Raw genomic sequence first — 26,327 nt, forward strand, 5'->3', positions numbered from 1 at the left:
CTAATGAAAAAGAACCTTTTATTATATATAGTAGCAGGACTAACGTTCTCTACAATACATTCTCAAGAAATCAAAGACGCCATGCGCTATACACAAAGCGAACTGCACGGGACAGCTCGTTTTACCGCAATGAGTGGCGCTTTTGGAGCTTTGGGAGGAGATTTATCTTCAATAAATATAAACCCGGCTGGTTCGGCTGTGTTCAATAACAATCAATTCGCCACTACAATGGGGAGTTACGACACAAAAAACAATTCCAATTATTTTGGAACTACCACTTCGTCAAGCGAAAGTACTTTTGACTTAAATCAGGCCGGAGGTGTTTTTGTTTTTAAAACCAGAAACCGACACAGCGATTGGAGAAAGTTTTCGATGTCCATCAATTATGAGCAGACCAATAATTTCGACAATTCATTATTCTCGGCTGGAGTAAGTCCTGTTAACTCTGTGGCCAATTATTTTATCAGTTATGCAAATGGTGTTCCTCTGAGTTTACTTCATGATGGAGAATATGCAATGATGGATCATGGAGCCCAACAGGGTTTCTTGGGGTATCAAGGCTACATTATCAATCCTGTAGACGACACAAACGGCGATAATAAATTATACACTTCAAACGTTCGTGCTGGTGGTAAATATTACCAAGAAAATAGCGTTTACTCAAACGGACATAACGGAAAACTGATTTTTAATGCCGGCGCGCAATACCAAGATTTTCTGTTCTTCGGTTTTAACTTAAACTCACATTTTACCGATTACGTACAGAATTCAAGCTTTTATGAATCCAATAACAATCCTTCAAATTCAATATACGATATTCAAAACTTAAATTTTTCAAATAGTTTACATACTTATGGTAACGGATTTTCGTTCCAAGTGGGAGCTATCGCAAAATTGACAAAAGAAGTTCGTTTTGGTCTTGCCTACGAATCTCCAACATGGTACAATTTACATGATGAACTTTCACAAAGATTGACTTCGGTTAACAAAAAAGATTATAACGTAGTTGATCCTTTGGTTATCAATTACTATGCTCCTTATGATTTGCAAACCCCAGGCAATTTAACCGCAAGCTTAGCCTACGTTTTTGGAAAATCGGGTTTAATCAGTATCGATTACAAATACAAAGATTATAGTAGCACTGAATTTGGCCCTACAAATGATCCTTATTTTAGAGAAGTAAATAGCGCAATGCATAATGCCCTTGGCACCACTAACGAAATACGAATTGGTTCTGAATACAAAATTGACAATTTCAGACTAAGAGGCGGATACCGTTTTGAAGGAAGCCCTTATAATGACTCGGTTACCATGGGAGATTTGTATAGTTTTTCGGCTGGTTTAGGATATAGTTTTGGTCCGGTAAAACTTGATTTCTCTTATGTAAATGTTCGTACTTCTTCAAGAGAGCAATTCTTCTCGCAAGGATTTACCGAAAGAGCATGGATCAACACCTACAAAAACAATTACACTATGACTTTTGTATTTGAAATGTAAAAAAACAAACTCAAAATAATTTAAAAAACCACTTTTGTACTATTCAAAAGTGGTTTTTTTCATGTAGAATCATTATCGAACTTCCCTTTTTTTGTCAAGTTCCGTCTTGGTTTTCTTTACATTTTCAAGAATTTGATTCAATGCCTTTCTGTCAAAAAATCGTCCTTTGGTGTAAACTCCAGAAATATGTTCTACTGCATGAATATCTTCCAAAGGATTCTTATCCAACAATACGAGATCTGCAATTTTACCAATATCAACAGATCCCATATTTTTGTCCTTTTTCAAAAAGCGAGCACCATTTATCGTGGAAGTGCGCAAAACATCTATTGGACTTAGCCCCGCCTGCTGAAACAAAACCATTTCTTGAATCAATGATTGCCCCGGAAAAACAAAAGCATTTAATGGCGCCGCATCACTACCCGCTATAATTTTTATACCTGCCTTATGCATATAAGAAATTTGGCTTTGCAAAAACAAATATCTTTTCTTGCGTTCAGCAATTTGCTCTGGTTTATCGTTCTTTGAACGTTCTATACGCGACATATAGTCCTTTATATATGCTTTTGTCAAATAACTCGCCATCAAACTGTCGTTCGGATAATTATTTTCATCTACAAAAGCTGCTTGTCTTCCTCCAATAAGCGTTGGAGTAACATACAAGCCTTTGTTTCCAAGATTTTTATAATTTTCATTGGCTTTTTCCTGATTAAATGTACTTTGATACAGTACATTGGCCTGAGCCTTGGTTATTTTTCCAGCCTTCAAATCTGAAACTATTGTTTTCTCATCACAACCTTGTCTTAAAAGATAATGGGAATGTTCTACACTCGAGAAACCCGCATCAACCATTTCGTCCAAAGTAAGATCCGTTGGAACATGTCCTGAAACAATATAATTACGTTTGTGTGCTTCTTCAATACTCTTTAAAAACAGTGGGCCTTTTAATGTGTTTTCGGTAATTTTAATAAAATCCACATGTTTTTTATCCAATTTATCCAAAGCTGCATTAAGCTCCTCTTCGTTTCCTATTTCATAATCGCCTTTCCAACTGGAATTAATCCCTTCCAATTTTATACCCGCAGTAAAAATCGTAGGAGCAAGTAATTTCCCAGAAGCCACTTCGTTGCGCCACTCCAAAACCTGTTCTCCCAAATCACTCGCGCAATCTCTCACCGTGGTAATACCATAAGTAAAAAAGAACGGAAGCAAAGCTTTATTATCTTCAACCAAATTTTCTCCTTCCAAATGAATATGCATATCCCAAAGACCCGGAATAAGGAATTTATTCCCAGCATTAATAATATGACTAACTTGGATATTTTTTTTCAGATTTTGATAATCGCCAATGGCTTTTATTTTTCCATTATCAATCAATACCGATTTTTCTTTTTTTATTTTACCAGAAATAACATCAACAATCTGTGCGTTATAAATCAAGTATTGTTTATTAATTTGTTGCGCTTTTGCAACCAACATACTGCCCAAAAAGACAGTAACAATTATTATTTTGAATTCGAACTTATTCATAAATATCTAAATTTTTATAGGTCCTAAAAATAGTCTGTTTTGATCAAATTTCTATTATTTCGGATATATAAAATTTGTCATTTGATGGACAACTCTAATTTATAATCCTAAATCATCTTGAAAAGAATCAAGAACTGATGGCAATAATTTTCAGAGTATTTTCTTGAAAGAACAAAAATATCTTGACTAGCCCCGATGGTCGCGGCATCCTTTTCTTTTTTTCTTTAAAAAAGAAAAGATACAGCAGACAGCGGGACCAATCGTCTTGTAAGAACCGAATGCTGTGCTCCAAATTATTTTTAATCAACAAAAAAGGCATTTTGAAAGTAAACAGGGAGGGTTTGCGCAAAAAATTGTAATTTTGCAAAATTCCTAAAATTATCAAGGAAAGAATACTATGAGAACGAAGTCTTTAAAGAAGAACAAAATAAATGTGATCACGCTAGGGTGCTCCAAAAATGTATATGACAGTGAAGTGCTGATGGGACAACTGAAAGCGAGCGGCAAAGAAGTAACCCATGAAGCCAAAGCGGAAGACGAAGGAAACATTATCGTGATTAATACTTGCGGTTTTATTGATAATGCCAAGGCAGAATCGGTGAATATGATTCTGGAATATGCCGACAAGAAAGACAAAGGACTTGTAGACAAAGTTTTTGTTACTGGTTGTTTATCTGAAAGATACAGACCGGATTTGGAAAAAGAAATTCCGAATGTAGACCAATATTTTGGAACTACGGAATTGCCTGCTTTATTGAAGGCTTTGGGTGCCGATTACAAACATGAATTATTGGGAGAACGCTTGACAACTACTCCCAAAAACTACGCTTATTTGAAAATTTCGGAAGGTTGCGACAGGCCTTGCAGTTTTTGTGCCATCCCATTAATGAGAGGGAAAAATGTTTCGCAAACCATCGAAAAGCTGGTTAAAGAAGCGGAAGGATTAGCCAAAAACGGTGTAAAAGAATTGATTTTGATTGCGCAGGACTTAACGTATTATGGTCTTGATTTGTATAAAAAAAGAGCTCTTGGCGATTTGCTTGAAGCATTGGTAAAAGTTGAAGGTATTGAATGGATTCGTTTGCATTACGCCTTCCCTACCGGTTTCCCGATGGATGTTCTTGAAATCATGAAACGCGAACCAAAAATTTGTAAATACATTGATATTCCGTTGCAACACATCTCGGATTCTATTTTAAAATCGATGCGTCGCGGAACTACTCAGGAAAAAACCACTCAATTATTGAAAGACTTTAGAGCGGCGGTTCCTGGAATGGCCATCCGCACGACTTTAATCGTTGGTTATCCCGGAGAAACTGAAGAAGATTTCAATATCCTGAAAGATTTTGTGCAGGAGATGAAGTTTGACAGAATGGGATGTTTTGCTTATTCACATGAAGAAAACACCCACGCTTATTTGTTGGAAGATGATGTTCCGGATGATGTAAAACAAGATCGTGCCAATGAAATAATGGAATTACAATCTCAGATTTCATGGGATTTGAACCAAGAGAAAGTTGGCAAAACCTTCAGATGTATTATTGACAGAAAAGAAGGTGGCCATTTTGTTGGAAGAACAGAATTTGACAGTCCAGATGTTGATAATGAAGTTTTAATTGACGCCACAAAACACTATGTAAAAACAGGTGAATTTGCAATGATCAAAATCATTGAGGCAACAGAATTTGATTTGTACGGAGAACCGGTTTAGATTTTTTTGATTGCTGATTTTTGATTTTAGATTGCAGATACGGAAACATGATTACTGATTTTTTTCGATTTTTTAGATTCTTTTAATTTTTAAATTTTTTTTAGATTTTTAATTTTTTACAATTATGAAGACATTCAAAACAATCTTTTTTGCGTTATTATTATTGCTATCTGCAAACGCTGTTTCTGCTCAATACGGAAATGGATATGGTGGTGGTTACGGAGGTGGATATGGTGGCGGTTATGGCGGTGGCTATGGAAATGGTTACGGAAACGGCTATGGCAGGGGCAGTCAAATGTCACAAATGCCACACGAAGCTAGTAAACCAAAAGAAATTCCTGTTGAAGTTACAGCTGCAAAAATTGTTGCCTATTATAAAAAAGAACTCAATCTGGATGCGCTTCAGGAAGTTGTTGTGACAAATATCTATGTTAAATCATTGAAAAAACAAGAGATTTTGATAAAAAAGGAAAGTAGCGATGAAGAAAAAACAAATGAGTTCAAGGTGCTGAACGATATGACCGAAATGGAAATGAACCAAATATTAAATAAAGATCAAAAAGAAAAGTTTAAAAATTTGGTTGAAGACCGAAAAAGTAAAATGGAAGCTCAAAAACATTAATAATTCTTTATAAAAATATTTTTTGCATCATTAACTAAATTGACACTATTCATGGTTTGCGAAGGCAAAATACTATGAACAACAGGCTACACCAAATATAACCACTGAAAAATAAATTTCAAAACTATGAAAAAGTATTTTTTCAATATCACCCTCGCCCTTTTAATTGCTTCGTGTGCTACAAAAAATCCTCACACTGCAACCGAAAAGGATTATAATGCCCAAATAAAAAACTTAAAAGAAACCATATCCCAAAAGGAAGCAGTTGAATTAAAAAAAGAACCTTACGTTATTATCGACAGTGTAGCTTATCGATACAACAGCCAGTTATTAAATTTTAAAGACACTATCTCTAAAACCGATAGTGAAGTTTTAAAAAACGGAATTGTTTCTGAATGGGTTGGGACGGTGAATTTTAATTTACGAAAACCTAATTTTATTATTTTGCATCACACAGCGCAGGATTCTATACAACAAACCGTAAAAACTTTTACCCTGAAAGACACCAAAGTTAGTGCTCATTATATAATAGGCAGAGATGGAAAAGTTATTCACATGCTAAACGACTACCTAAGAGCCTGGCATGCCGGAAATGGGTCTTGGGGAAAAAACACCGATATTAACTCCAGTTCCATCGGAATTGAATTGGACAATAATGGATCTGAACCTTTTTCGGATGCACAGATTAATACTTTATTGGCATTGTTAACCAAATTAAAGAAAGATTACAATATTCCAACCCAAAACATAATTGGACATTCGGATATTGCTCCTTCACGAAAAGTGGATCCAAGCGCATTATTTCCATGGAAACTTTTGGCTGCAAATGGCTTCGGAGTATGGCCCGATGAAATACTGCCCTGCCCCCCCACAGATTTTAATGCCGAAATGGGATTACAAGCAATAGGATACAGCACCAAAAATCTTTCGGCTGCCATCACCGCTTTCAAACTTCATTTCATCCAAAATGAAGTTAATAATGTTTTGGACGAAAAAACAATCAGCACTATTTACTCGGTGTACAAAAAATAAAAAATTTAATTTAATCCTATAAAGAAGCTTTTTGAAACAGTCAAAAAGCTTTTTTTTATTCGAAGAAAAACCTTTTGCCATTACATTTTTTAAATAAAAAAAGTGACATTCTTTACCTTCGCTTCTTTTTCAAAAAAAGAATATTTTTACATACATTTATCGATATCAAACAATTTTTATTTAAATAAAATAGGTAACAGACAAAACATTTTAGTTTCATCCAAATAAAATGAGCAAATCCAAAATATGGTTATCCTCTCCCCATATGGGAGGCACCGAATTAGAATATATACAGGAAGCCTTTGATACCAATTGGATTGCTCCAGAGGGAACTAACATCTCCGAATTTGAGCAAGATTTGGAAAACTATTTGTCCCAAAATCTTTTTGTTACAGCTTTAAGTTCAGCAACGGCGGCCATTCATTTGGGGTTAATTCTTCTGAATGTAAAACCAAACGACGTTGTCATTTGTCAGTCACTGACATTCTCGGCATCAGCAAATCCTATTCTTTATCTGGGAGCTACCCCTGTTTTTGTCGACAGCGAACCCGAAACCTGGAATCTTTGTCCGATTGCTTTAGAAGAAGCCATTCTGGACACAATTTCCAAAGGGCAAAAACCAAAAGCAATAATAACAGTGCATCTATATGGTGTTCCTTATAAAATTGAGGAAATAAGAGCCGTTGCCAATAAGTACAAAATTCCAATTCTGGAAGATAGTGCCGAGGCATTGGGCAGCGGCTACAAAGGTCAAAAATGCGGTACTTTTGGAGATATCAGTGTTTTTTCATTCAATGGAAACAAAATCATAACCACATCTGGAGGCGGAGCAATTATCACATCAAACTATCAATTAAAGCAAAAAATCCAATTTCTGGCTTCACAAGCCAAAGACAAAGCACCTCATTACCAGCACAGTGAATTAGGATATAATTATCAAATGAGCAATATCTGCGCGGGAATTGGACGTGGACAAATGAAGGTTTTAGACAAACATATCACTTTAAGAAGGGCAATGCATGATTTTTATGTTTCTCTTTTTGAAAACATACCCGGAATCACAGTTTTCACAACGGCAGATCCAGACAGTTTTGCCAATTATTGGCTGACTTCTATACTTGTAAATCCAAATGAAACAAAAAATGGCATTAATCGAGAAACCATCCGATTGGCTTTATTAGACTCGAATATTGAATGCAGACCTTTGTGGAAACCTATGCATTTGCAACCTCTATATAAAAACTATCCTTTTTATGGAACTAAAATTGCAGAAACACTTTTTGAAAAAGGACTTAGTTTGCCTTCGGGTTCCAATTTAACCGATTTGGATAGAGACCGAATAAAAATGGCTTTTATAAAATTATTAGAATAAAAAAAGCTGCCAAAACCACGTGTGATTTTGACAGCAAAAAAAAAAATATAATTCTTTATTTATATGAAAAGTGACTTATCCTAGAATCCATAAACTACTGCCAAAAGCACTTGTGAAGCTGAACTGGTAGGGTTCATATCCGAATTAACAAACATAACATCATCTGAATTAGTATCAATTCTAAACTCAGGAATAATAGTCAAACCACTTATTTTATAATTCCCTGACAGTGTAAAAGCAGTAACATCTGTATCTCCAGAACCTTCTTTATATTTGAAATATTCAGCACGCATTCCTAAAGCAAATGCATCACTAATAGTATAAGATGGGTACAAAGCAAATCCTGTATAACCTACATCTCCTTTATTTGAAAAATCAGCAGCATTCAAACCCAATTTAAATTTCTCTGCAAGTTGAAAAGTTGCTGTCAAATCCAAAATTGTACCACTTACAGATCCATCCATAACATTAAAATATGCACTTGTTCCGCCAGAAACGTAAGACAATTGCCCTCCTACAGCATTCAATCCCTTAATTGGATCTGCTTTGTATGAATTCCAAGCATCATTAAACAAACCGAACATCGCGCCAAATTTGTCTGATATCTTATAATTTGCCTTAACACCAGCATTTTGGAATGGCCCGTTGGTAAACAAATAGGAAGTCGAATAAGAGAAATTACCCAAAGGAGAGATCACCTCGTACCCCACAAACGTTCCCATATAACCTGCAGTGAAACTTAATTTGTCTGTCGCAGCAAATGTTGCATACAAATTCTGAATATGGAACGAATTCGCATCAATTCCGTCACCATTTGGTATTGATTGATATTGTCCTCTTGGGCCAAAAGACACTTCACCAACAAAAGATACTTTTTTTATGGTTTTCTTTAAAGCAATATCTAACATTCCCAAAGAAACCGAATTTTGATCTGTTCCAAAACTTGTTTTAATATTTTGTGTTTTTGCAAAATCGTATTTATAATATAAATCTCCAGAACCTGAAATTTGTAATGGTGTAGATTCTGGTGCATCTTGTGCATATGACAAACTTGTAGCCAATGTCAAAAATAAAATTGTAATTACTTTTCTCATGTTTAATTGTTTTTAATTAGTAAATCAAGGAGGGATTAATTCGTTGTTTTCGGTTATTTTTTTTCCTTTTCTGAGACGAAATTATTAACTTTTAATTAACAGAAAAAATTTTTTGGAACTTTCCGAAAAGAATTATCAATATCCGAAAATCATCGAAAAATAATGTGTATTTCTTATTTTTGAGAACCTTTTTTAAAAATTCAATAATCTAATTTTTTAAAAACCACCCCATAAAAATACACACATTAATTTAATAAAACCAAAAATAAACGAAACACACCCCTAAAAAAATAAGGGTATATTTTATTTTTTTTATAAAAATTTATATTTTACACTCAACAATTCACTTGTAAAAAAATCACTCAACAATCACCGACTTCATATTCATAAATTCCTTGATTCCTATCTCCGACAATTCTCTTCCGTATCCTGATTTTTTAATCCCTCCAAATGGAATTCTTGAATCAGAACGAACAAGAGAATTTACAAAAACATTACCCGATTCAATTTTTCTAGCCAAAGCATAAGCACGCTCTCTATCCTCTGTCCAAATTGCCGATGCCAAACCATACCGATGACTATTTGCCATTAAAATAGCTTCATTTTCATCACGCACCCTTGTAATAGCAGCCAACGGCCCGAAAGTTTCCTCCTGAAAAGCAATATTACCCGAGTCTACAAAATCAATCAAAGTAGGCTGGAAATTGCAAAGTTCACGGTCGCCACCCATTATTAACTTCGCTCCTTGTTTCAAGGAGTTTTCCAATTGAGAACTCAACTTCTCTGCCAAATCAATTCTTGCCAATGGTCCCAAATGAATACCTTCCTGCAGCGGATTTCCTTGTTGCAAACCCCTTACTTTCTCTGCAAAAAGGGCTGCAAATTCATCAGCCACTTTTTCGGTAACAATGAAACGTTTTGCACAAATACAAGCTTGGCCAGCATTGAGCATTCTTGATTTCACGGCAACTGTTGCAGCTTTTTCCAAATTGGCATCGTCCAAAACTATAAAAGCATCCGATCCTCCCAACTCCATTACCGACTTTTTGAGGTGCTTACCCGCCAGTGCCGCAACGGATGAACCAGACCTTTCACTTCCGGTAAAAGTAATTCCGGAAACAATATCCGAAGCAATCACACTTTCTACTTGTGGAATATCAATATTAATTTGCTGAAAAACACCTTCGGGAAAACCCGCTTCCAAAAAAGCCTTTTCAATAGCTTTGGCACAACCAACAACATTGGGAGCATGCTTTAAAAGCACTACATTACCACCCATAATTGCCGGCGCAGCATAACGTAACACTTGCCAAAAAGGATAATTCCAAGGCATAATACCAAAAACCGCTCCCATTGGATCAAAAACCGACATACTTTTGAAAGGCGTATCGTAATACTGATCTTTAAGCATTTTTTCTGCATTTTCGGCATAGAAATCACAATTACCCGCTGATTTTTCAATTTCAGAAATTGCCTCGGGAAGAATTTTCCCCATTTCATTAGTAATCAACAACCCTAACTTATCTTTATTTAACCGCAATATTTCTGCTAATTTTTTCATCTTATCGGATTTCTCCCAAAAAGCAACATTACGCCAGTTCTTAAAAGCCAATTCCGATAATTTCAATTTTTGATCCAATTCGGAATTAGTCAAAACTCCGTGTTCCGCAATAACCGATTGCGTAAACGGATTTATAGACTTAAACAATTCACCTGTTGCGCTCATTTTTAAAACAATTATTTAATTATCAAATATTTACAATCAAAAAATCTTTTTATTTATTTTAAAAAAACCATCAAACTTCCCATCCTATTCCATTCTACACTTTAGAATAATGAGAAAATCTATTTTTGTTAATCATTTCATTTTAGCTTTATTGAATATTCAGTCAATTTATACACAACTTAAAATAAAATCACGATTTTAAGAAAATCATTAAATTAAAACAACGATTTAAACTGCAATCTAACGTTTAATACATTAAAAGTATTTTTTTTTTTGTAAATTTAATTTTCCAACCGCTAAAACTAACCCAATATGATACGCAAAGCTGCTACTCAAGATTTAGATCAATTGACAAACCTCTTTGATCAATATGCCGTTTTCTATAAGAACCCTTCCAATTACGAAAAGCATTACGCCTATTTAAAGGAACGATTAGAAAACAATGAAGCTACTATTTTTGTAGCATGTGATGAAGAAAACAAGGAAAAACTAATCGGTTTTGTATTGAATTATATAACTTTTTCATCATTGGCTCTCGACAGAATTATAATTCTAAACGATATTTTTGTGGATTCATCTGCCCGAAAAAAAGGAATAGGTGAAAAATTGATTTCAAAAACTATTGAATTTGCCAAAGAAATAGGTTCACCCGACATACGCTTGAGAACCGCAAAAAACAATACTGTCGCTCAGAGATTATATCAAAAAATGGGCTTTGTAAGAGAAGATTACTTATATAGTTACGATCTTGTGGTTAGTTAATCTATCAGCAAAAAAATAGAGAGGCCTGCAGTGCCTCTCTAAAAATCAATTTATAAGCAAATAATTGCTTTTCAAAATGCGAAATATTTTATTTTAAAATTGTTTCAATCGCAGTTAATTCATCTGCCGAAAATTCAAGATTTTTCAACGAATCAATATTATTATTTAATTGTCCTACAGAGCTGGCACCAATTAATACCGAAGTAACCCTGTTGTCTTTCAGCAACCAAGCCAACGCCATTTGTGCCAAAGACTGATTTCTTTGCTGAGCAATCTCGTTCAGTTTAATAATTTTCTGAATTCTTTCTTCCGAAACCTCATCGATTCTCAAATGTCCGTTCGGATTATGAGCTCTTGAATTTTCTGGTATTCCTTTCAAATATTTATCCGTCAAAAGCCCTTGTGCCAAAGGAGAGAATGCAATACAACCCACCCCTTTTTCTTCCAGAACATCAAGCAATCCCTGTTCCGGAGCTCTCACAAACATCGAATATTTCACCTGATGGATTAAACAAGGCGTTCCCAATTGTTTCAGAATTTCTGTCGCTTGTCTGGTTTGTTCTGGATTGTAATTTGAAATTCCTGCATACAATGCTTTTCCGCTTCTTACGGCATGATCCAACGCCATCATTGTTTCTTCCATCGGTGTTTCTGGATCTGGACGGTGCGAATAAAAAATATCTACATATTCCAGATTCATTCTTTTCAAACTCTGATCCAGACTGGAAAGCAAATACTTACGCGAACCCCAATCTCCATAAGGCCCATTCCACATAGTATAACCTGCCTTGGTCGTGATTACGATTTCGTCACGCAAATTTCCCTGAAAATTATGCCATAATATTTTACCAAAATTTTCTTCTGCCGATCCTGGAACCGGCCCATAATTGTTGGCTAAATCGAAATGGGTTATACCTTTATCAAAAGCTGCTTTGGCAATACTTTCAGCATTTTCAAAACTATCTACAGAACCAAAGTTATGCCATAATCCTAATGATATTTGTGGCAACAACAAACCACTTTTTCCACATCTATTGTATTTCATTATTTTGATTTAAGGAATGAATTTTATTTTTTAGTATTTGGTAAAGTTCGTATTCGTAATGAAATAATACAAAAAAACCAACAAATTTATTTCAACCTATTGAAACGATCTAAAATAATTTTTCCAACTCACCTAAAATTACAAAGGTATATTCCCGTGTTTTCTGTTAGGTACGACACTTGCTTTGTTTTCTAGCATACTAAACGCTTTTATCAATTTGCGCCTAGTATCTTGAGGCAAGATAACCTCATCAATAAAACCGCGTTGTGCCGCCGTGTATGGATTTGCAAATAAATCGGCATACTCTGCTTCTTTCTCTAAGAGTTTTGCTTCGTGGTCTTCGGCCTCGTGTATTTCTTTTTTGAAGATAATTTCCGATGCGCCTTTTGCTCCCATCACAGCAATTTCGGCAGAAGGCCAGGCAAAATTCATATCGGCTCCAATGTGTTTGGAATTCATTACATCATAAGCACCACCGTAAGCTTTTCGCGTAATTACCGTTACCCTTGGCACGGTAGCTTCGCTCAATGCATAAAGCAGTTTTGCTCCGTGAACAATAATTCCGTTCCATTCCTGATCTGTTCCTGGTAAAAAACCCGGCACATCCACCAATACCAGTAGCGGAATATTAAAGGCATCGCAAAAACGGGTAAATCGTGCTGCTTTTTTCGAACTATTCACATCGAGACAACCCGCCAAAAACATAGGCTGGTTTGCCACAATCCCGATACTTCTACCACCCAGTCGGGCAAAACCCACGAGGATATTTTCAGCGTAATTTTTATGGATTTCAAAAAAAGAATCTTCATCTATAATTCCACAGATTACACTATGCATATCATAAGGCTTGTTCGGGTTGTCTGGAATAATATTCGCTAATTCGTCTCGTATTTCATCCTTAAGTTCATACGGCAAATTATTTGGTTTTTCTCTATTATTTTGAGGCAAATAACCTAACAATCTTTTGAGATCTTCCAAACAAACCAAATCATTCGCCGAAGTACAATGCGCCACCCCCGACTTGGCAGAATGTGTACCCGCACCACCCAATTCTTCAGAGGTTACGGATTCATTTGTGACGGTTTTCACCACATTTGGACCAGTAACAAACATATAGCTGGTGTCTTCTACCATCATCGTAAAATCAGTCATAGCAGGAGAATAAACAGCCCCTCCAGCACAAGGCCCCATTATAGCCGAAATTTGCGGAATCACACCACTCGCTTGCACGTTTCTGTAGAAAATATCGGCATAACCTCCCAACGAACGAACACCTTCCTGAATGCGTGCCCCACCTGAATCATTCAGTCCAATCATGGGCGCACCCATTTTGACAGCCATATCCATTATTTTACAAATTTTCTCGGCATGCGTTTCGGACAATGAACCTCCGAAAACGGTAAAATCCTGCGCAAAAATATAAACCAATCTCCCGTTTATGGTTCCGTATCCAGTGATGACCCCGTCACCATAGTACATTTCGTTTTCCATTCCAAAATCGGTTGTGCGGTGAGTCACCAACATTCCAATTTCTTCAAAAGAACCTTCATCCATCAAATAATCAATACGTTCCCTTGCAGTCAGTTTTTTGTTCGAATGCTGTTTGGCAATACGCTTTATACCGCCGCCCAAATGAGCCTCGGCAATTTTATCGTTGAGTGTTTTTATTTTGTCTTGCATACAATTTTAACCGCTAAGTTTTTATTTTTTTTTTGCTAAAGCCAATTTATTTTTAAACCATTAAGAAATTAAGAAAATTAAGTTCTGTCTTTCTAAATGAAACTTAATTCCTTAATGGTTCAAATATTTTTTCTCCTTTGGCTTTAGCCAACTCTTTTTTTGAACCATTAAGAGATTAAGAAAATTAAGTTTTGCTTTTCTAAATGAAACTTAATTTCTTAATGGTTTAAACATTTTTTCTCTTTTGGCTTTAGCCAACCCTTTTTTGACCTATTAAGAGATCAAGAAAATTAAGTTTTACTTTTCTAAATGAAACTTAATTCCTTAATGGCTCAAATATTTTTTCTCCTTTGGCTTTACCCAACTCTTTTTTTGAACCATTAAGAGATTAAGAAAATTAAGTTTTGCTTTTCTAAATGAAACTTAATTTCTTAATGGTTTAAATATTTTTTCTCCTTTGGCTTTACCCAACTCTTTTTTTGAACCATTAAGAGATTAAGAAAATTAAGTTTTGCTTTTCTAAATGAAACTTAATTTCTTAATGGTTTAAGTTAATTCTTCAATTTGGCAATCGTATTATTTTTTGATCTTCAAAATACTGTTTCAATGCGACTAGAGCAGCGATTTCGGCTTCTTTATTTATTTGTTTTTTTAAGACATCGGCATTGTAATATTTCTTCACAAAATGAGTATCAAATTTCCCCGAACAAAACGCTTCGTGTTCAAAAACAAATTTCCCAAAAGGTAAAGTCGTCTGAACGCCTTCTACATGGTAATCTCCAATAGCTTTTATCATCAGCTGGATCGCTTCGTCACGGGTTTGTCCGTAAGTGATTAATTTAGCTAGCATTGGATCGTAATAAATCGGAACATCCATACCTTGTTCAAAACCGTTATCCACACGAATCCCTTCGCCGACAGGCAATTGATATACATCCAAATGTCCCACACTCGGCAGAAAATCATTCAGTGGATCCTCGGCATAAACACGCAATTCCAACGCATGTCCTTTTATTTTTAAATCTTCTTGTTTAATAGTCAATGCTTCACCCCTTGCCACTCTAATTTGAAGCTCGACCAAATCGATACCGGTAATCAATTCCGTTACCGGATGTTCTACCTGCAAACGGGTATTCATTTCGAGGAAATAAAAATTATTCTTTTCATCTAATAAAAATTCAACAGTTCCGGCTCCAAGATAATCACAGGATTTAGCAACTAACACCGCAGCCTCCCCCATTTTCTTTCGCAATTCTGGAGTCAAAATAGCTGAAGGTGCCTCTTCAACCACCTTTTGATGACGACGCTGAATACTGCATTCCCTTTCAAATAAATATAAAATGTTACCATGACTGTCTGCCATCACCTGAATTTCGATATGTCGTGGTGAAGCCACATATTTTTCTATAAAAACAGAACCATCACCAAATGCTGCTACCGCTTCACTTATGGCGCGATTCATTTGGGATTCAAAATCAGCATCGCTTTCTACCACGCGCATTCCTTTTCCGCCCCCGCCCGCCGAAGCTTTAATCAAAACAGGAAACCCAATAATTGTAGCTGCCTGTTTGGCTTTTTCAATATCGGTAATTGCTTCGTCAATACCTGGAACCATTGGTATATTATAGGTTTTCACAGCCTCTTTCGCCGCCAGTTTGCTTCCCATTATTTTGATAGCTTTTGATTTTGGACCAATAAAAATAAGATTGTTTCCTTCTACTTCTTCTGCAAAATCAGCATTCTCGCTCAAGAAACCATAGCCAGGGTGAATAGCATCCGCATTTAGCGATTTGGCCGCCTCGATAATTTTACTTCCCAATAAATACGATTGGCTCGAGGGAGCTTCCCCAATCCAAACCGCTTCATCAGCAAATTTTACGTGAGGTGCATTCCTGTCGGCTGTTGAGTAAACCGCAACGGTTTTAACACCCATTTTTCGAGCAGTTTTCATCACCCTAATGGCAATCTCACCTCTATTGGCAACTAGTATTTTTTTCATATTTTAATAGATAAAAGAGGAAAGACCGCTTCACTGTTAGAGTCAAGAAAAAACTTCCCTAACACTTTTCTTGCATCTTGTCTCTTACTTCTTGTTTCCCTATTCAAACTCAATTAACAACTGACCTTTATCCACCACATCGCCTTTACTCACCGAAATAGATTTGATAATCCCGTCGCGAGGCGAAAGAAAACTGTTCTCCATTTTCATGGCGCCCAAAATGATTAAATTATCATTTTCTTTTACGCTTTGTCCAACTGTAACATTAATTTCTAAAATCAACCCCGGCATGGGCGCCTTAATCGCATTGACTTGCTTAGTCGACCCCATTTCAAAACCCATTTCTTTAATCAAAATATCCAAAGAATTTGAAATCTTCACCGTGTAATTGGTATTATTAACCCTAACCGTATAACATTTATGATTGAAATCCGAAGTAGTGATTTCGGCTTTATAAGGTATGTTTTGTTGTAATACATGAAATTCTTTTGTTCCCGTGCGAATTGCGTCTAGCTCAAAAACGCTATCCTTTTCAAAATCAAATTGAAAACTATCATTAACAGTTACCTTATAATTACTCATCCTTTATTCTTTTTAGACCAAATAATAAACATAAACAGCATAAAAATAGAAAAAGAAAACGTTTTCGTGAGAAAAAATTATAAATAAGATTGTTTCAAAAGCAAATAAAAAAACTTCTCTTTACCATAAAAAGATAAGAAAACCCAACAAAAGTGATAGTAACAATCAAAATCATATATACAAGTCGGCAACCAAAAAATGAATCTGAATCCGAATATTTATCTTAAAAATCAGCCCAAAGCTTAAACTAAATAAAGCAAATTATTGATTTTTCATACTCCGTTAGTACCAATTTCAGCCAGTTTATTTATCTAATTATCAAACAAGTCTATTTAGAGCAAAAAAGGCTATTACTAATACTACCTAAAAACCTTTTTTTTATTAATTTTAATCAAGTCATTACTTTGGTTTTGTTGATAATTATTCAATATAAACACACAAAACAAGATAAAAAATATAAAAATCATTTTTTAATCACATTTTTTTTTATTTTATTCATATTTTTTAGTAAATTCGAATACGAAATAAAAAAACGTTTTCGGATAAAAAACAAAATAACTTTTAAGACATAATATCATGAAAAAATCAATCTTTTTTTTAGGAATTGCACTATTCACTTTCATAACTATTTCAACGGCTTCAAATACCATTTCGGAAGTAAAAAAAGAAAAAATAACCATCGACTACGATGAAATAACTCCTTTATGTGTTGCAATCATTAAAGGCGACCTTGAAATAGTCAAAAAATTTGTAGAATACGGTACAGATGTAAATCAAAAATCAAACGGATTAACACCATTGATGATTGCTGCACGAAGCAATAAAGTAGAAATTGTTAAGTATCTTTTACAAAACCCAAGTGTAAAAATTAACGAAAAAGATTCTAACGGTTTTACAGCTTTGAAATATGCTGAAATTTCAAACGCTACTGACACAATTGAAATTTTAAAAAACCATAAATAAACCGTATGTTATTCCAAAATAGCTCAATAAAATTGGACTAATAACATAATTTTAACCATACAACCAACCATAATTTGGTAAATGATTTTGTTTGCCACTAAAACCCGATCGTTCCCAAGAAATTCAATTTTTGAAAATCATTGGGAACGATTTTTTTATTATTATATCAAAAAAAAAAGCATTACAAAACCAACAAACCAAATTCCCTCAATGTATTCACCGGTTTTGAATACCAAAACAATTCGAAATCTTCCAGTTGTTGTTCAAAATTGTTTTTTATTTCCTGAAAAGAATAAATCTTCAAATTTGAGACGGAGATTTTCTCCAGTATTTCAACCAGCCATTGACCCTCTGTTTTATTGGTCTGTATCGTAAAACTTTCTTTTTTGTCGTGAAAAGTAAGCGACATCATTTCCCAGGAATTTCCTTTTTTGGATTTAGAGAAATGTTCTACGGTAGGTTTCCCTCCCAACCAAACTATTTTGGCCGTTGGCTTAATATTAAAATCATTTTCATTTTGCAACGCATCAAAAATAAAATCGGGATGAATTTTTGTTTTCGGAATTTTAAAATCAAACCAGTCCTGTAAATCATAGTCAAAACAGATTCCGTGCATATAATTGAACAATGATTTCTTGAGTCCAAAACTAAATTTATCGTGATCGATTCCTGTCGAATCGACAAAATTAATATCATTATTAGCAAAAGTTCCAATGGCATCTATTTCTTTTATAGCTCCATATTGTTCCGGAAACATTCCCACAGGACTGTGTGCCGTCATCGCAAATTGATGCCAAAACCCAGATTGCAGGACGCCAGCTTCAAAAAGTTGACGAACCATTTCGAGACTGTCAACGGTTTCCTGAATGGTCTGTGTTGGGTAACCGTACATCAAATAGGCGTGTACCATAATCCCTGCTTCGGTAAAATTTCGGGTAACCTTGGCTACTTGTTCCACCGTTACTCCTTTGTCGATTAATTTCAATAATCGGTCCGAAGCCACTTCTAGCCCACCGGAAACAGCAATGCACCCTGAAGCTTTCAGTAGCAAACACAAATCTGCAGTAAAACTTTTTTCAAAGCGAATGTTTGTCCACCACGTAACCGACAATTTTCTGCGAAGGATTTCGAGAGCCAAAGCACGCATCAAAGCCGGTGGCGCAGCCTCATCTACATAATGAAAACCGGTTTCTCCCGTTTGTGCAATCATTTCTTCCATTCGGTCGCAGAGCAAACTTGCAGCCACAGGTTCATAAACCTTAATATAATCGAGCGAAATATCGCAAAAAGTACATTTTCCCCAATAACAGCCATGCGCCATAGTGAGTTTATTCCAGCGTCCGTCACTCCACAAACGATGCATCGGGTTTACGATTTCGATAACCGAAATGTATTTATCCAAAAGTAAATCAGAATAATCGGGTGTTCCTACTTGCGACTGTTTATAATCCGGTTTAATGGAATTGTTTTTATAAACAACTTCTCCGTTTTCTAGGAGAAAGGTTCTTTTATACGAATTGTGATTTGTATTTTCAATATTAGCAATTAACTCTTCTATTGGCGTTTCGCCATCATCCAAAGTGATAAAATCAAAAAACTCAAAAACCCGAGGATCCGAAAGCGACCGCAATTCAGTATTTGGGAAACCACCACCCATCGTAATCTTAATATCTGAATACTGTTTTTTCACCCATTGCGCAGAGCGAAAAGCAGAATATAAATTCCCTGGAAACGGAACCGAAATTAAGAAAAATGTCGGTTGAATCGTTTCTATTTTTTCTTTTAAAATAGAAAGAAGAATTTCATCAATATAAGTTGGTTCCTGCTGCAAAGCTTCGTACAATCCATCAAAAGAATTGGCACTACGCCCAAGCCTTTCGGCATAACGGCTGAAACCGAAATTTTCATCGACGCACTCTACTATAAAATCGGAAATATCTTCGAGGTATAAAGTTGCTAAATGCTTGGCTTTATCCTGCGTCCCCATTGTCCCGAAAGCCCAATCGAGTTCTTCCAATTGTTCAAAACGAGAAGCTTCTGGCAGGAAATCTTCCTGACAAATTTGAAGTGACAATGTTGGATTTTTTCCTTGCAAAAAAGCAATAACCGAATCGATAGTTTTGATGTATTCGTCCTGTAAAGCGAAAATTCGTTTGCAGTTGTCGGTCGTTGGTTGATGGTTGATGGATTTAAACAAATCACTCAATCCTTTTTTAGAAAACAATTTCAAAATTACTTCAATACCCAAATCTGCCTGAACCGAATCTATATTTTTTGTATTCAGAAATCCTTTGATATAAGCCGTTGCCGGATACGGAGTATTCAGTTGGGTAAATGGAGGCGTTATGAGGAAAAGTTTTGGTTTCAAGAGTTTTTTTTTGCAAAAATACGGGATATTTTCAGTTTCATTCCATAAAAGATAATTATTGCTTTTCAATTAACTGATTAATGATAAAATAAAAGTTGAATAGAATGTTTTGTAAATAATTAAAGACATTTACAAAAAACAATTATCTTTATAATCCCTATTTACTCAAACCAAAAACCTATGCCTCAAAACTATAAATCTATCAAATATTCTATAGTAATAGCTTTCTTTTTCTTTATTAATTCAAATGCACAAGTCATCCAATGGCAAAACACAATCGGAGGGGATAATTATGAATGGCCCACATTTATTGAATTAGCCAATGATGGAAATTATATAAGCGGAGGTTATTCATTCTCAGATATCTCAAGAGACAAAACTGAAAACTCAAGAGGTTTTAACGATTTTTGGCTTATTAAAATAGATGATACTTCTGGTAATCTATTATGGCAAAAAACCATTGGAGGAATCGACAATGACTATTTAGTTTCAGCAAAAGAGACAACAGATGGAGGTTATATATTAGGGGGATACAGTTCTTCTCCAATATCTGGTGAAAAAACACAAAATTCAAGGGGTTATGATGATTATTGGGTTGTAAGACTGGATGCAAATAGAAATATTAAATGGGACAAAACCTATGGTGGATCTGGCGTTGATAGATTAACATCAATTATACAAACGGATGATGGCGGTTACCTTATAGGTGGCTCTTCGGATTCGAATATTTCGGGAGAAAAATCTGAAAATTCAAGAGGAAATATTGACATGTGGGTAATAAAAATTGATGCATCAGGCAATATAATTTGGCAAAAAACATTCGGAGGCAGTAACCTAGACTGGGTTCAATCCATGATTAAAACTCCTGATGGTGGATATATTTTGGCAGGTTCATCTCATTCAAATATATCGGGAGATAAAACCCAAAATTCAAGAGGCTTTGGAGATTATTGGATTCTTAAAATTGATGCTATTGGAAATATTATTTGGCAAAAAACTATTGGAGGCAATAATGGTGATTATGCCAAATCAATTATTACCACTTCAGATGGCAATTATATCATTGGTGGCGACTCTTCTTCAAATATTTCAGGAGAAAAAAGTGAAAACACCATTAGTAATTCACCAGATGTCTGGCTTGTAAAAATAGACAACAACGGACAATTATTGTGGCAAAAAAACATTGGAGGAAACAATACCGAATCATTTGAAAACATCAGAACTACGTCAGACAATGGTTTTATTCTGGCAACAATGTCTGCTTCGGAAATTTCAGGCTCTAAAACTGAAGCTTCTCGTGGTGGTGCGGATTATTGGGTTATCAAACTAGACACAAATGGTAATTTTGAATGGGACAAAACTATTGGTGGTAACGGTCCTGACCAAACAGAATCAATTGTACAAGGCAGAGATGGAAGTTACGTTGTTACTGGTTGGTCTCAATCCAACATTTCCGGTGATAAATCTGAAAACAAAAGCGGATTACAAGATTTTTGGTATGCAAAAATTAAGGTATGTGGCAATAATGTCCCTTCACCTAGCAACTACTTTGTCTGTTTGGGAAGCACAATTGATCTCTCTGCAGCAGGAGGAATTAGTTATTCTTGGACTGGCCCTAATGGTTTTACATCAACTCAACAGAACCCTTCAATTCTTAATGCAAACGCATCAAAAGCAGGACAATATAGATGTAATATTACTGAACAAGAAGGTTGTAGTATAACTAAATTAGTAGATGTTAGTATCAATAATCAACCATTACCAACTTTAACTTCCCCACAATCTTTCTGCATTCAACAAAATGCATCTTTAAATAATATTGCAATAACAGGCCAAAATATAAAATGGTATGACACATTAACGACTGGAAACCTTTTATCAAATACAACTCCTCTTCAGAATAACAGAATCTATTACGCTTCTCAAACTATTAACAGTTGCGAAAGCGAAAGAATTCCGGTAACAATTAACATTCAAAATACATTGGCTCCAACAGGAAATACAAATCAAACTTTTTGTTCCAGTCAAAATCCTACTATTGCTAATATCCAAGTTAACGGAAACTCAATAAAATGGTATGATGCTATAAACAATGGTTCATTACTTGTAGCAACTACTAATTTACAAAACGGAAAAACATACTACGTTTCTCAAACTGTGAATAATTGTGAAAGTTCCAGACTTGGAGTTTTGGTTTCAATTGTCAATACGCCTTCTGCTCCAACAGGGAACACAAATCAGGCATTTTGTAAAAATCAAAATACAAACCTCAGTAATATTCAAATAGCAGGTCAAAATATAAAATGGTACGATTCGAATCTTTCAACAACGGTCTTGCCAAACACTACTTTATTAGAAAACAACAAAACCTATTACGCCTCACAAACTGTAGGGTGTGAAAGCGTAAGAACTGCTATTTTAGTCCAAATTAATGATACTGCTTTGCCAACGGGAAACAGCAGCCAACAATTTTGCATCGATGAAAACGCCACTATTGCAAATCTTAATGTAACTGGAACAAATCTAAAATGGTATGATTCTGCAATAAACGGGAATATTTTACAACAATCAACATTGCAAAATGCTGTTTATTACGCAACGCAAACATTGAATAATTGCGAAAGCGAAAGATATGCTGTTACTGTAAAAGTTCAGGATACTCAAATTCCGATTGCGGATTCCCCACAGGTATTTTGTATTCAAAAAAATGCTTTAATCAGAGATATTGATATTACGGGACAAAATATAAAATGGTATGATGGCTACACTTCTTCTGTAAATTTGACAGAATCAACGCTACTTGTAAATGGAATTACGTATTATGCTTCACAGTTAATAAACAATTGCGAAAGCGAGCGAATTCCTGTAACTATAGATATTCTTAATGCAACCGCTAGTGACTGTATCAACCTTATTGATGAACTTCCCTATCCCAAATTCTTTACGCCCAATAATGATGGATTCAATGATCATTGGACAATTGACTTTGCTTATTTGGCACCCAAATCAACCATAAAAATATTTGATCGTTATGGAAAAATCATAAAAGAATTAACACTTGATTCTTCTTGGGACGGAACCTATAATGGATACCAACTTCCCGCAACAGATTATTGGTTTGTAGTGACAAGAGCAAACGGCAAAGAATTCAGAAGTCATTTTAGTCTAAAGCGATAAAAGGGCACAAAAAAAGACCAAATTATTGGTCTTTTTTGTGTAAAATACGAATTCATTACTTCACCTGCGCCAAAACCCAATTTGAGATTTCTTCCAATGCCGTTGGCGAAAAAGTCTGCTCGATTGTGGCGTATTCATTTGGCGAACCTGTTTCACATTCCTGAAACAAATGATTCAGATTGGGGAGTTTTTTTATAGCAACATTTTTGTTTCCCCCTTTGGTCAATGCCGCTTTAATTGCCTCCAGATTAACATCAGCTGGAACTTGTATATCTTTTTCACCATTGAGTGCCAAAACTGGACATTTTACTTTCTCCAATGCTGTTGCTGGATTTAGTTTTAAAAAGCAAACCATCCAGGGAGTCGTGATACTGCCTGACAATGAATTAATCTGATCTGCATTTAATTTATGTTCTAGTTTTTGTTTTAAATAAGTCGTTACCTGACTCTTTACAATGTCCCGACTCGCAGCGGAATTCACAATAATGTCATAAGCTCCTTTAAAAATTTCCTTTCCTTGCTGAATTTGATTTTCAGGAACGTTCATTTGTCGTTCTATCTTTTCTTTTTGCAAAAGCAATAATTGGTCAGGATGAATTCCCACACCTGCCAATAAAACAATAAAATCTATCTCTTTCGAATTTTCAGCAACAAGAGGCGCAATCATTCCTCCTTCGCTATGTCCTATCAGTCCAATTTTGTTTTTATCAATTTCCTTTCTGGTTTGCAGGTAAGCGATTCCTGCCTGAACATCTTTGGCAAAATCCAAAGTTGTTGCCGTTTTAAATTCGCCTGTTGATTTTCCTGTTCCTCGGTCGTCAAAGCGCAGAACGGCTATTCCTTTTTTGGTTAGGTAATCAGCCAGAACCAAAAAAGGTTTGTGCTCAAATATTTCTTCATTTCTATTTTGCGGCCCACTCCCACTTATCAAAATCGCAACTGGAAACTTGCCTTCTTTTTTGGGTAAAGTCAGCGTACCTGCCAAAACATTCTTGTCAATTTTGTTTTCAAAAGTTACGTCTTCCGTATAATATGGAAACGGTTCTTTGGGTTCCTGAGGCCTTTTGGCAGCTTCTTTTTTTAGTTTTTCTCTGGACAAATTCAATGGAAATGACTGACCGCTTTGAGTAAAAGTACCAACAATCACACCAAATTGATTCAGCACCCCTTCAAAACCAATTCTGGCATTAGGCATTTCAAATTTCAAAGTTGAATTTTGAAAACTGGTAGTCGCAACTGGGATTCCTTTGGCTCCCTGATCGGGGCTATCCATCGTAGTGCTATAGCCTTTTTCGTTTTTTGAAATATTAAAAACAAGTGTTAATTGTCCGCCTGGAACTTTTAAAAAACCATTCCATTGCCCGGCAATATCTTGTCCAAACCCAGTAAATGCAACCAAAATTGCAATTAAAACAAATGCTGTTTTTTTCATTTTTATAAAATTAAATTTTAAACCAAACAAACTTTTTTCTTTTATCTAATTTCCCACATTTAATGCACGAATACAAAAGCAGAACAAAGAATAAAGAAAGACAAATTTTTCTTCAAAAGCCCAGATATTTACTTTTGGGCAGAATTATTCAATGCTTTAAAATTAGTATTCCTTTTTCAAAATACTTACAAAATCTCCAAAAAAAAGGACAACAATTTAATTTGTTGTCCTTTTTATGAAATATATAAACAAATTTAAAACTTATGTTCTTTTTTACTAATTACCAATAACGAAAACAACGAAATACAAGCGGCAATCGTCAGATAAAAACCAACGTAGGTCAAACTGTAATTAGTGGCAAGCCAAATAGCAATCATGGGTGCAAAAGCCGCCCCTAAAATCCCGGCCATATTAAAAGTTAACGATGCTCCGGAATATCTGACGTTAGTTGGAAACAACTCCGATAAAAAAGTTCCCAAAGGCCCATAAGTAAATCCCATCAATGACATTCCGATGCATAAAAATACGGTAACCAAAACAGGATTTCCTGAATTTAAAAAATTGGAAAACAAAAAGCCAAAAACAGCAATAACAATTGTAGCGGAAATAAGCATTTTTCGGCGTCCGATTTTGTCTGCAACAACTGCCGAAACAGGAATAAAAAGTGCAAAAAACAAAACCGAAAACAACTGCATCAACAAAGCATCTCTTTTGTTAAAACCTAAATGAGAAGTTTCCCAACTTAGTGCAAATACAGTCATTAAATAAAAAACCAAAAAAGTAGTAATAGCCGCAAATGTTCCGAAAATCAATTGATTTTTATAGGATTTCACAAGTTCTACAAAAGGGATTTTCACTTCTTCGTGTTCCTTTTTGGAATTTTCAAAAGATGGGGTTTCAGTGATTTTTGTTCGGATATAAAAACCTACTATAACCAAAAGTGAACTGGCAATAAAAGGAATTCTCCAGCCATAATTCATAAAATCTTCACTGGTCATCGAGTCTGTCAACAGTAAAAAAGTACCACCTGACAGCAACAAACCGATAGGCGCTCCCAATTGTGGAAACATTCCGTACCAAGCGCGTTTGTTTGGCGGAGCATTTTCGATAGCCAATAAAACAGCTCCTCCCCATTCGCCTCCTAAACCAACGCCTTGTCCAAATCGACATAACATTAACAACAAAGGCGCAACCATGCCAACACTAGCATAACTAGGCAAAAATCCAATAGTCACGGTCGAAATACCCATTGTCAATAAGGCGGCAACCAAGGTAAATTTGCGCCCGATTTTATCTCCATAATGCCCAAAAAAAGCCGAACCCAATGGTCGAGATAAAAACGCTATTGAAAAAGTAGCTAATGATTCCAAAGTCGCCATTGTCTTATCTGCATTCGGGAAAAACAATTGCGGAAATACCAAAACCGCTGCATTGGCATAAATATAAAAGTCGAAAAATTCGATTGTGGTGCCTATCAAGCTTCCAAAAAGAACATGTTTTAGTGAATTCTTCTGATCGGGATTGTTTTTCATTTTGGTTTCGAGATAATTATATTTTTATGAAATTAGGGCATAAAAATGCCTTTATTTTTTCAAAGTAGCAAACATTTATTTACCAAAACAAAACTTTATTGTGAAAATTCAAAAAAGATTATGGGTTTTGCACAGCTACTTTCTGCTTTCTGTTTTCCACCTACTACAACCTATTGCCCATTGCCTTATTTTCATTAAATTTA

The 26,327-nt window shown here is 35.2% G+C and carries 18 protein-coding genes; 8 read left to right on the forward strand and 10 right to left on the reverse strand.

Annotated elements, in window-relative coordinates; all coding sequences use genetic code 11:
• Positions 1–3: 3 nt before the first annotated feature.
• Positions 4–1,497 (forward strand): OmpP1/FadL family transporter, encoded by a 1,494-nt coding sequence (locus EM308_RS16555; RefSeq protein ID WP_035633937.1) that lies wholly within the window; start codon positions 4–6, stop codon positions 1,495–1,497.
• A 72-nt stretch (positions 1,498–1,569) separates the two neighbouring features.
• On the opposite strand, the gene EM308_RS16560 is transcribed toward EM308_RS16555, so the two are convergent.
• Positions 1,570–3,027, reverse strand: coding sequence for an amidohydrolase family protein (locus EM308_RS16560; RefSeq protein ID WP_051877634.1), 1,458 nt, complete (start codon positions 3,025–3,027; stop codon positions 1,570–1,572).
• A gap of 397 nt (positions 3,028–3,424) precedes the next feature.
• On the opposite strand from EM308_RS16560, the gene rimO reads away from it, so the two are divergent.
• The 4 genes from rimO to EM308_RS16580 all read left to right on the forward strand — a co-directional run bounded on the left by rimO (position 3,425) and on the right by EM308_RS16580 (position 7,764).
• Positions 3,425–4,738, forward strand: coding sequence for a 30S ribosomal protein S12 methylthiotransferase RimO (gene rimO, locus EM308_RS16565; RefSeq protein ID WP_035633940.1), 1,314 nt, complete (start codon positions 3,425–3,427; stop codon positions 4,736–4,738).
• 124 nt (positions 4,739–4,862) lie between these two features.
• Positions 4,863–5,360: a hypothetical protein gene (locus tag EM308_RS16570; protein ID WP_035633941.1), complete on the forward strand. Its 498-nt coding sequence runs from the start codon at positions 4,863–4,865 to the stop codon at positions 5,358–5,360.
• A gap of 126 nt (positions 5,361–5,486) precedes the next feature.
• Positions 5,487–6,392, forward strand: coding sequence for an N-acetylmuramoyl-L-alanine amidase (locus EM308_RS16575; RefSeq protein WP_035633944.1), 906 nt, complete (start codon positions 5,487–5,489; stop codon positions 6,390–6,392).
• Positions 6,393–6,621: 229 nt separating this feature from the next.
• Complete coding sequence (locus EM308_RS16580; RefSeq protein WP_035633947.1) at positions 6,622–7,764, forward strand: DegT/DnrJ/EryC1/StrS family aminotransferase; 1,143 nt, start codon at positions 6,622–6,624, stop codon at positions 7,762–7,764.
• 80 nt (positions 7,765–7,844) lie between these two features.
• On the opposite strand, the gene EM308_RS16585 is transcribed toward EM308_RS16580, so the two are convergent.
• Both EM308_RS16585 and EM308_RS16590 read right to left on the reverse strand, forming a co-directional pair.
• Complete coding sequence (locus EM308_RS16585; protein WP_035633950.1) at positions 7,845–8,858, reverse strand: outer membrane beta-barrel protein; 1,014 nt, start codon at positions 8,856–8,858, stop codon at positions 7,845–7,847.
• Between the two features lie 358 nt (positions 8,859–9,216).
• The gene (locus EM308_RS16590; RefSeq protein ID WP_035640563.1) at positions 9,217–10,584 is read right to left on the reverse strand and encodes an NAD-dependent succinate-semialdehyde dehydrogenase; all 1,368 of its coding nucleotides are present in this window, start codon (positions 10,582–10,584) and stop codon (positions 9,217–9,219) included.
• Between the two features lie 312 nt (positions 10,585–10,896).
• Here EM308_RS16590 and EM308_RS16595 point away from each other — a divergent pair, with 312 nt between their 5' ends.
• Positions 10,897–11,346 carry a GNAT family N-acetyltransferase gene (locus tag EM308_RS16595; RefSeq protein WP_035640566.1) on the forward strand — a complete coding sequence of 150 codons (450 nt, stop codon included), beginning with the start codon at positions 10,897–10,899 and terminating at the stop codon, positions 11,344–11,346.
• Between the two features lie 88 nt (positions 11,347–11,434).
• Here the strand turns inward: EM308_RS16595 and EM308_RS16600 are convergent, their stop codons facing one another.
• The 4 genes from EM308_RS16600 to EM308_RS16615 form a co-directional block, all read right to left on the reverse strand.
• On the reverse strand, positions 11,435–12,391 hold the full coding sequence (locus tag EM308_RS16600) for an aldo/keto reductase (protein ID WP_035640569.1): 957 nt from the start codon (positions 12,389–12,391) through the stop codon (positions 11,435–11,437).
• A 138-nt stretch (positions 12,392–12,529) separates the two neighbouring features.
• A complete protein-coding gene (locus tag EM308_RS16605) occupies positions 12,530–14,071 on the reverse strand; it encodes an acyl-CoA carboxylase subunit beta (protein WP_035640570.1) in 1,542 nt (513 codons plus the stop codon).
• Positions 14,072–14,630: 559 nt separating this feature from the next.
• The gene (gene accC, locus EM308_RS16610) at positions 14,631–16,070 is read right to left on the reverse strand and encodes an acetyl-CoA carboxylase biotin carboxylase subunit (RefSeq protein ID WP_035640573.1); all 1,440 of its coding nucleotides are present in this window, start codon (positions 16,068–16,070) and stop codon (positions 14,631–14,633) included.
• A gap of 99 nt (positions 16,071–16,169) precedes the next feature.
• Positions 16,170–16,652: an acetyl-CoA carboxylase biotin carboxyl carrier protein subunit gene (locus EM308_RS16615; RefSeq protein ID WP_035640575.1), complete on the reverse strand. Its 483-nt coding sequence runs from the start codon at positions 16,650–16,652 to the stop codon at positions 16,170–16,172.
• 576 nt (positions 16,653–17,228) lie between these two features.
• Here EM308_RS16615 and EM308_RS16620 point away from each other — a divergent pair.
• Positions 17,229–17,615 (forward strand): ankyrin repeat domain-containing protein, encoded by a 387-nt coding sequence (locus tag EM308_RS16620; protein ID WP_035640577.1) that lies wholly within the window; start codon positions 17,229–17,231, stop codon positions 17,613–17,615.
• A 181-nt stretch (positions 17,616–17,796) separates the two neighbouring features.
• On the opposite strand, the gene EM308_RS16625 is transcribed toward EM308_RS16620, so the two are convergent.
• Positions 17,797–19,983 carry a B12-binding domain-containing radical SAM protein gene (locus EM308_RS16625; RefSeq protein ID WP_035640581.1) on the reverse strand — a complete coding sequence of 729 codons (2,187 nt, stop codon included), beginning with the start codon at positions 19,981–19,983 and terminating at the stop codon, positions 17,797–17,799.
• Between the two features lie 180 nt (positions 19,984–20,163).
• Here EM308_RS16625 and EM308_RS16630 point away from each other — a divergent pair, with 180 nt between their 5' ends.
• Positions 20,164–23,160, forward strand: coding sequence for an Ig-like domain-containing protein (locus EM308_RS16630; protein WP_051877909.1), 2,997 nt, complete (start codon positions 20,164–20,166; stop codon positions 23,158–23,160).
• Between the two features lie 55 nt (positions 23,161–23,215).
• Here EM308_RS16630 and EM308_RS16635 read toward each other — a convergent pair whose 3' ends face one another.
• Positions 23,216–24,592, reverse strand: a complete 1,377-nt coding sequence (locus tag EM308_RS16635) for an alpha/beta hydrolase family protein (protein WP_035640579.1) — start codon at positions 24,590–24,592, stop codon at positions 23,216–23,218.
• Positions 24,593–24,846: 254 nt separating this feature from the next.
• Complete coding sequence (locus EM308_RS16640; protein WP_035640007.1) at positions 24,847–26,124, reverse strand: MFS transporter; 1,278 nt, start codon at positions 26,122–26,124, stop codon at positions 24,847–24,849.
• Positions 26,125–26,327 lie beyond the last annotated feature (203 nt).

Origin of the sequence: Flavobacterium gilvum, assembly GCF_001761465.1 — a bacterium.
In the GTDB taxonomy this organism is placed as follows: Bacteria; Bacteroidota; Bacteroidia; order Flavobacteriales; family Flavobacteriaceae; genus Flavobacterium; species Flavobacterium gilvum.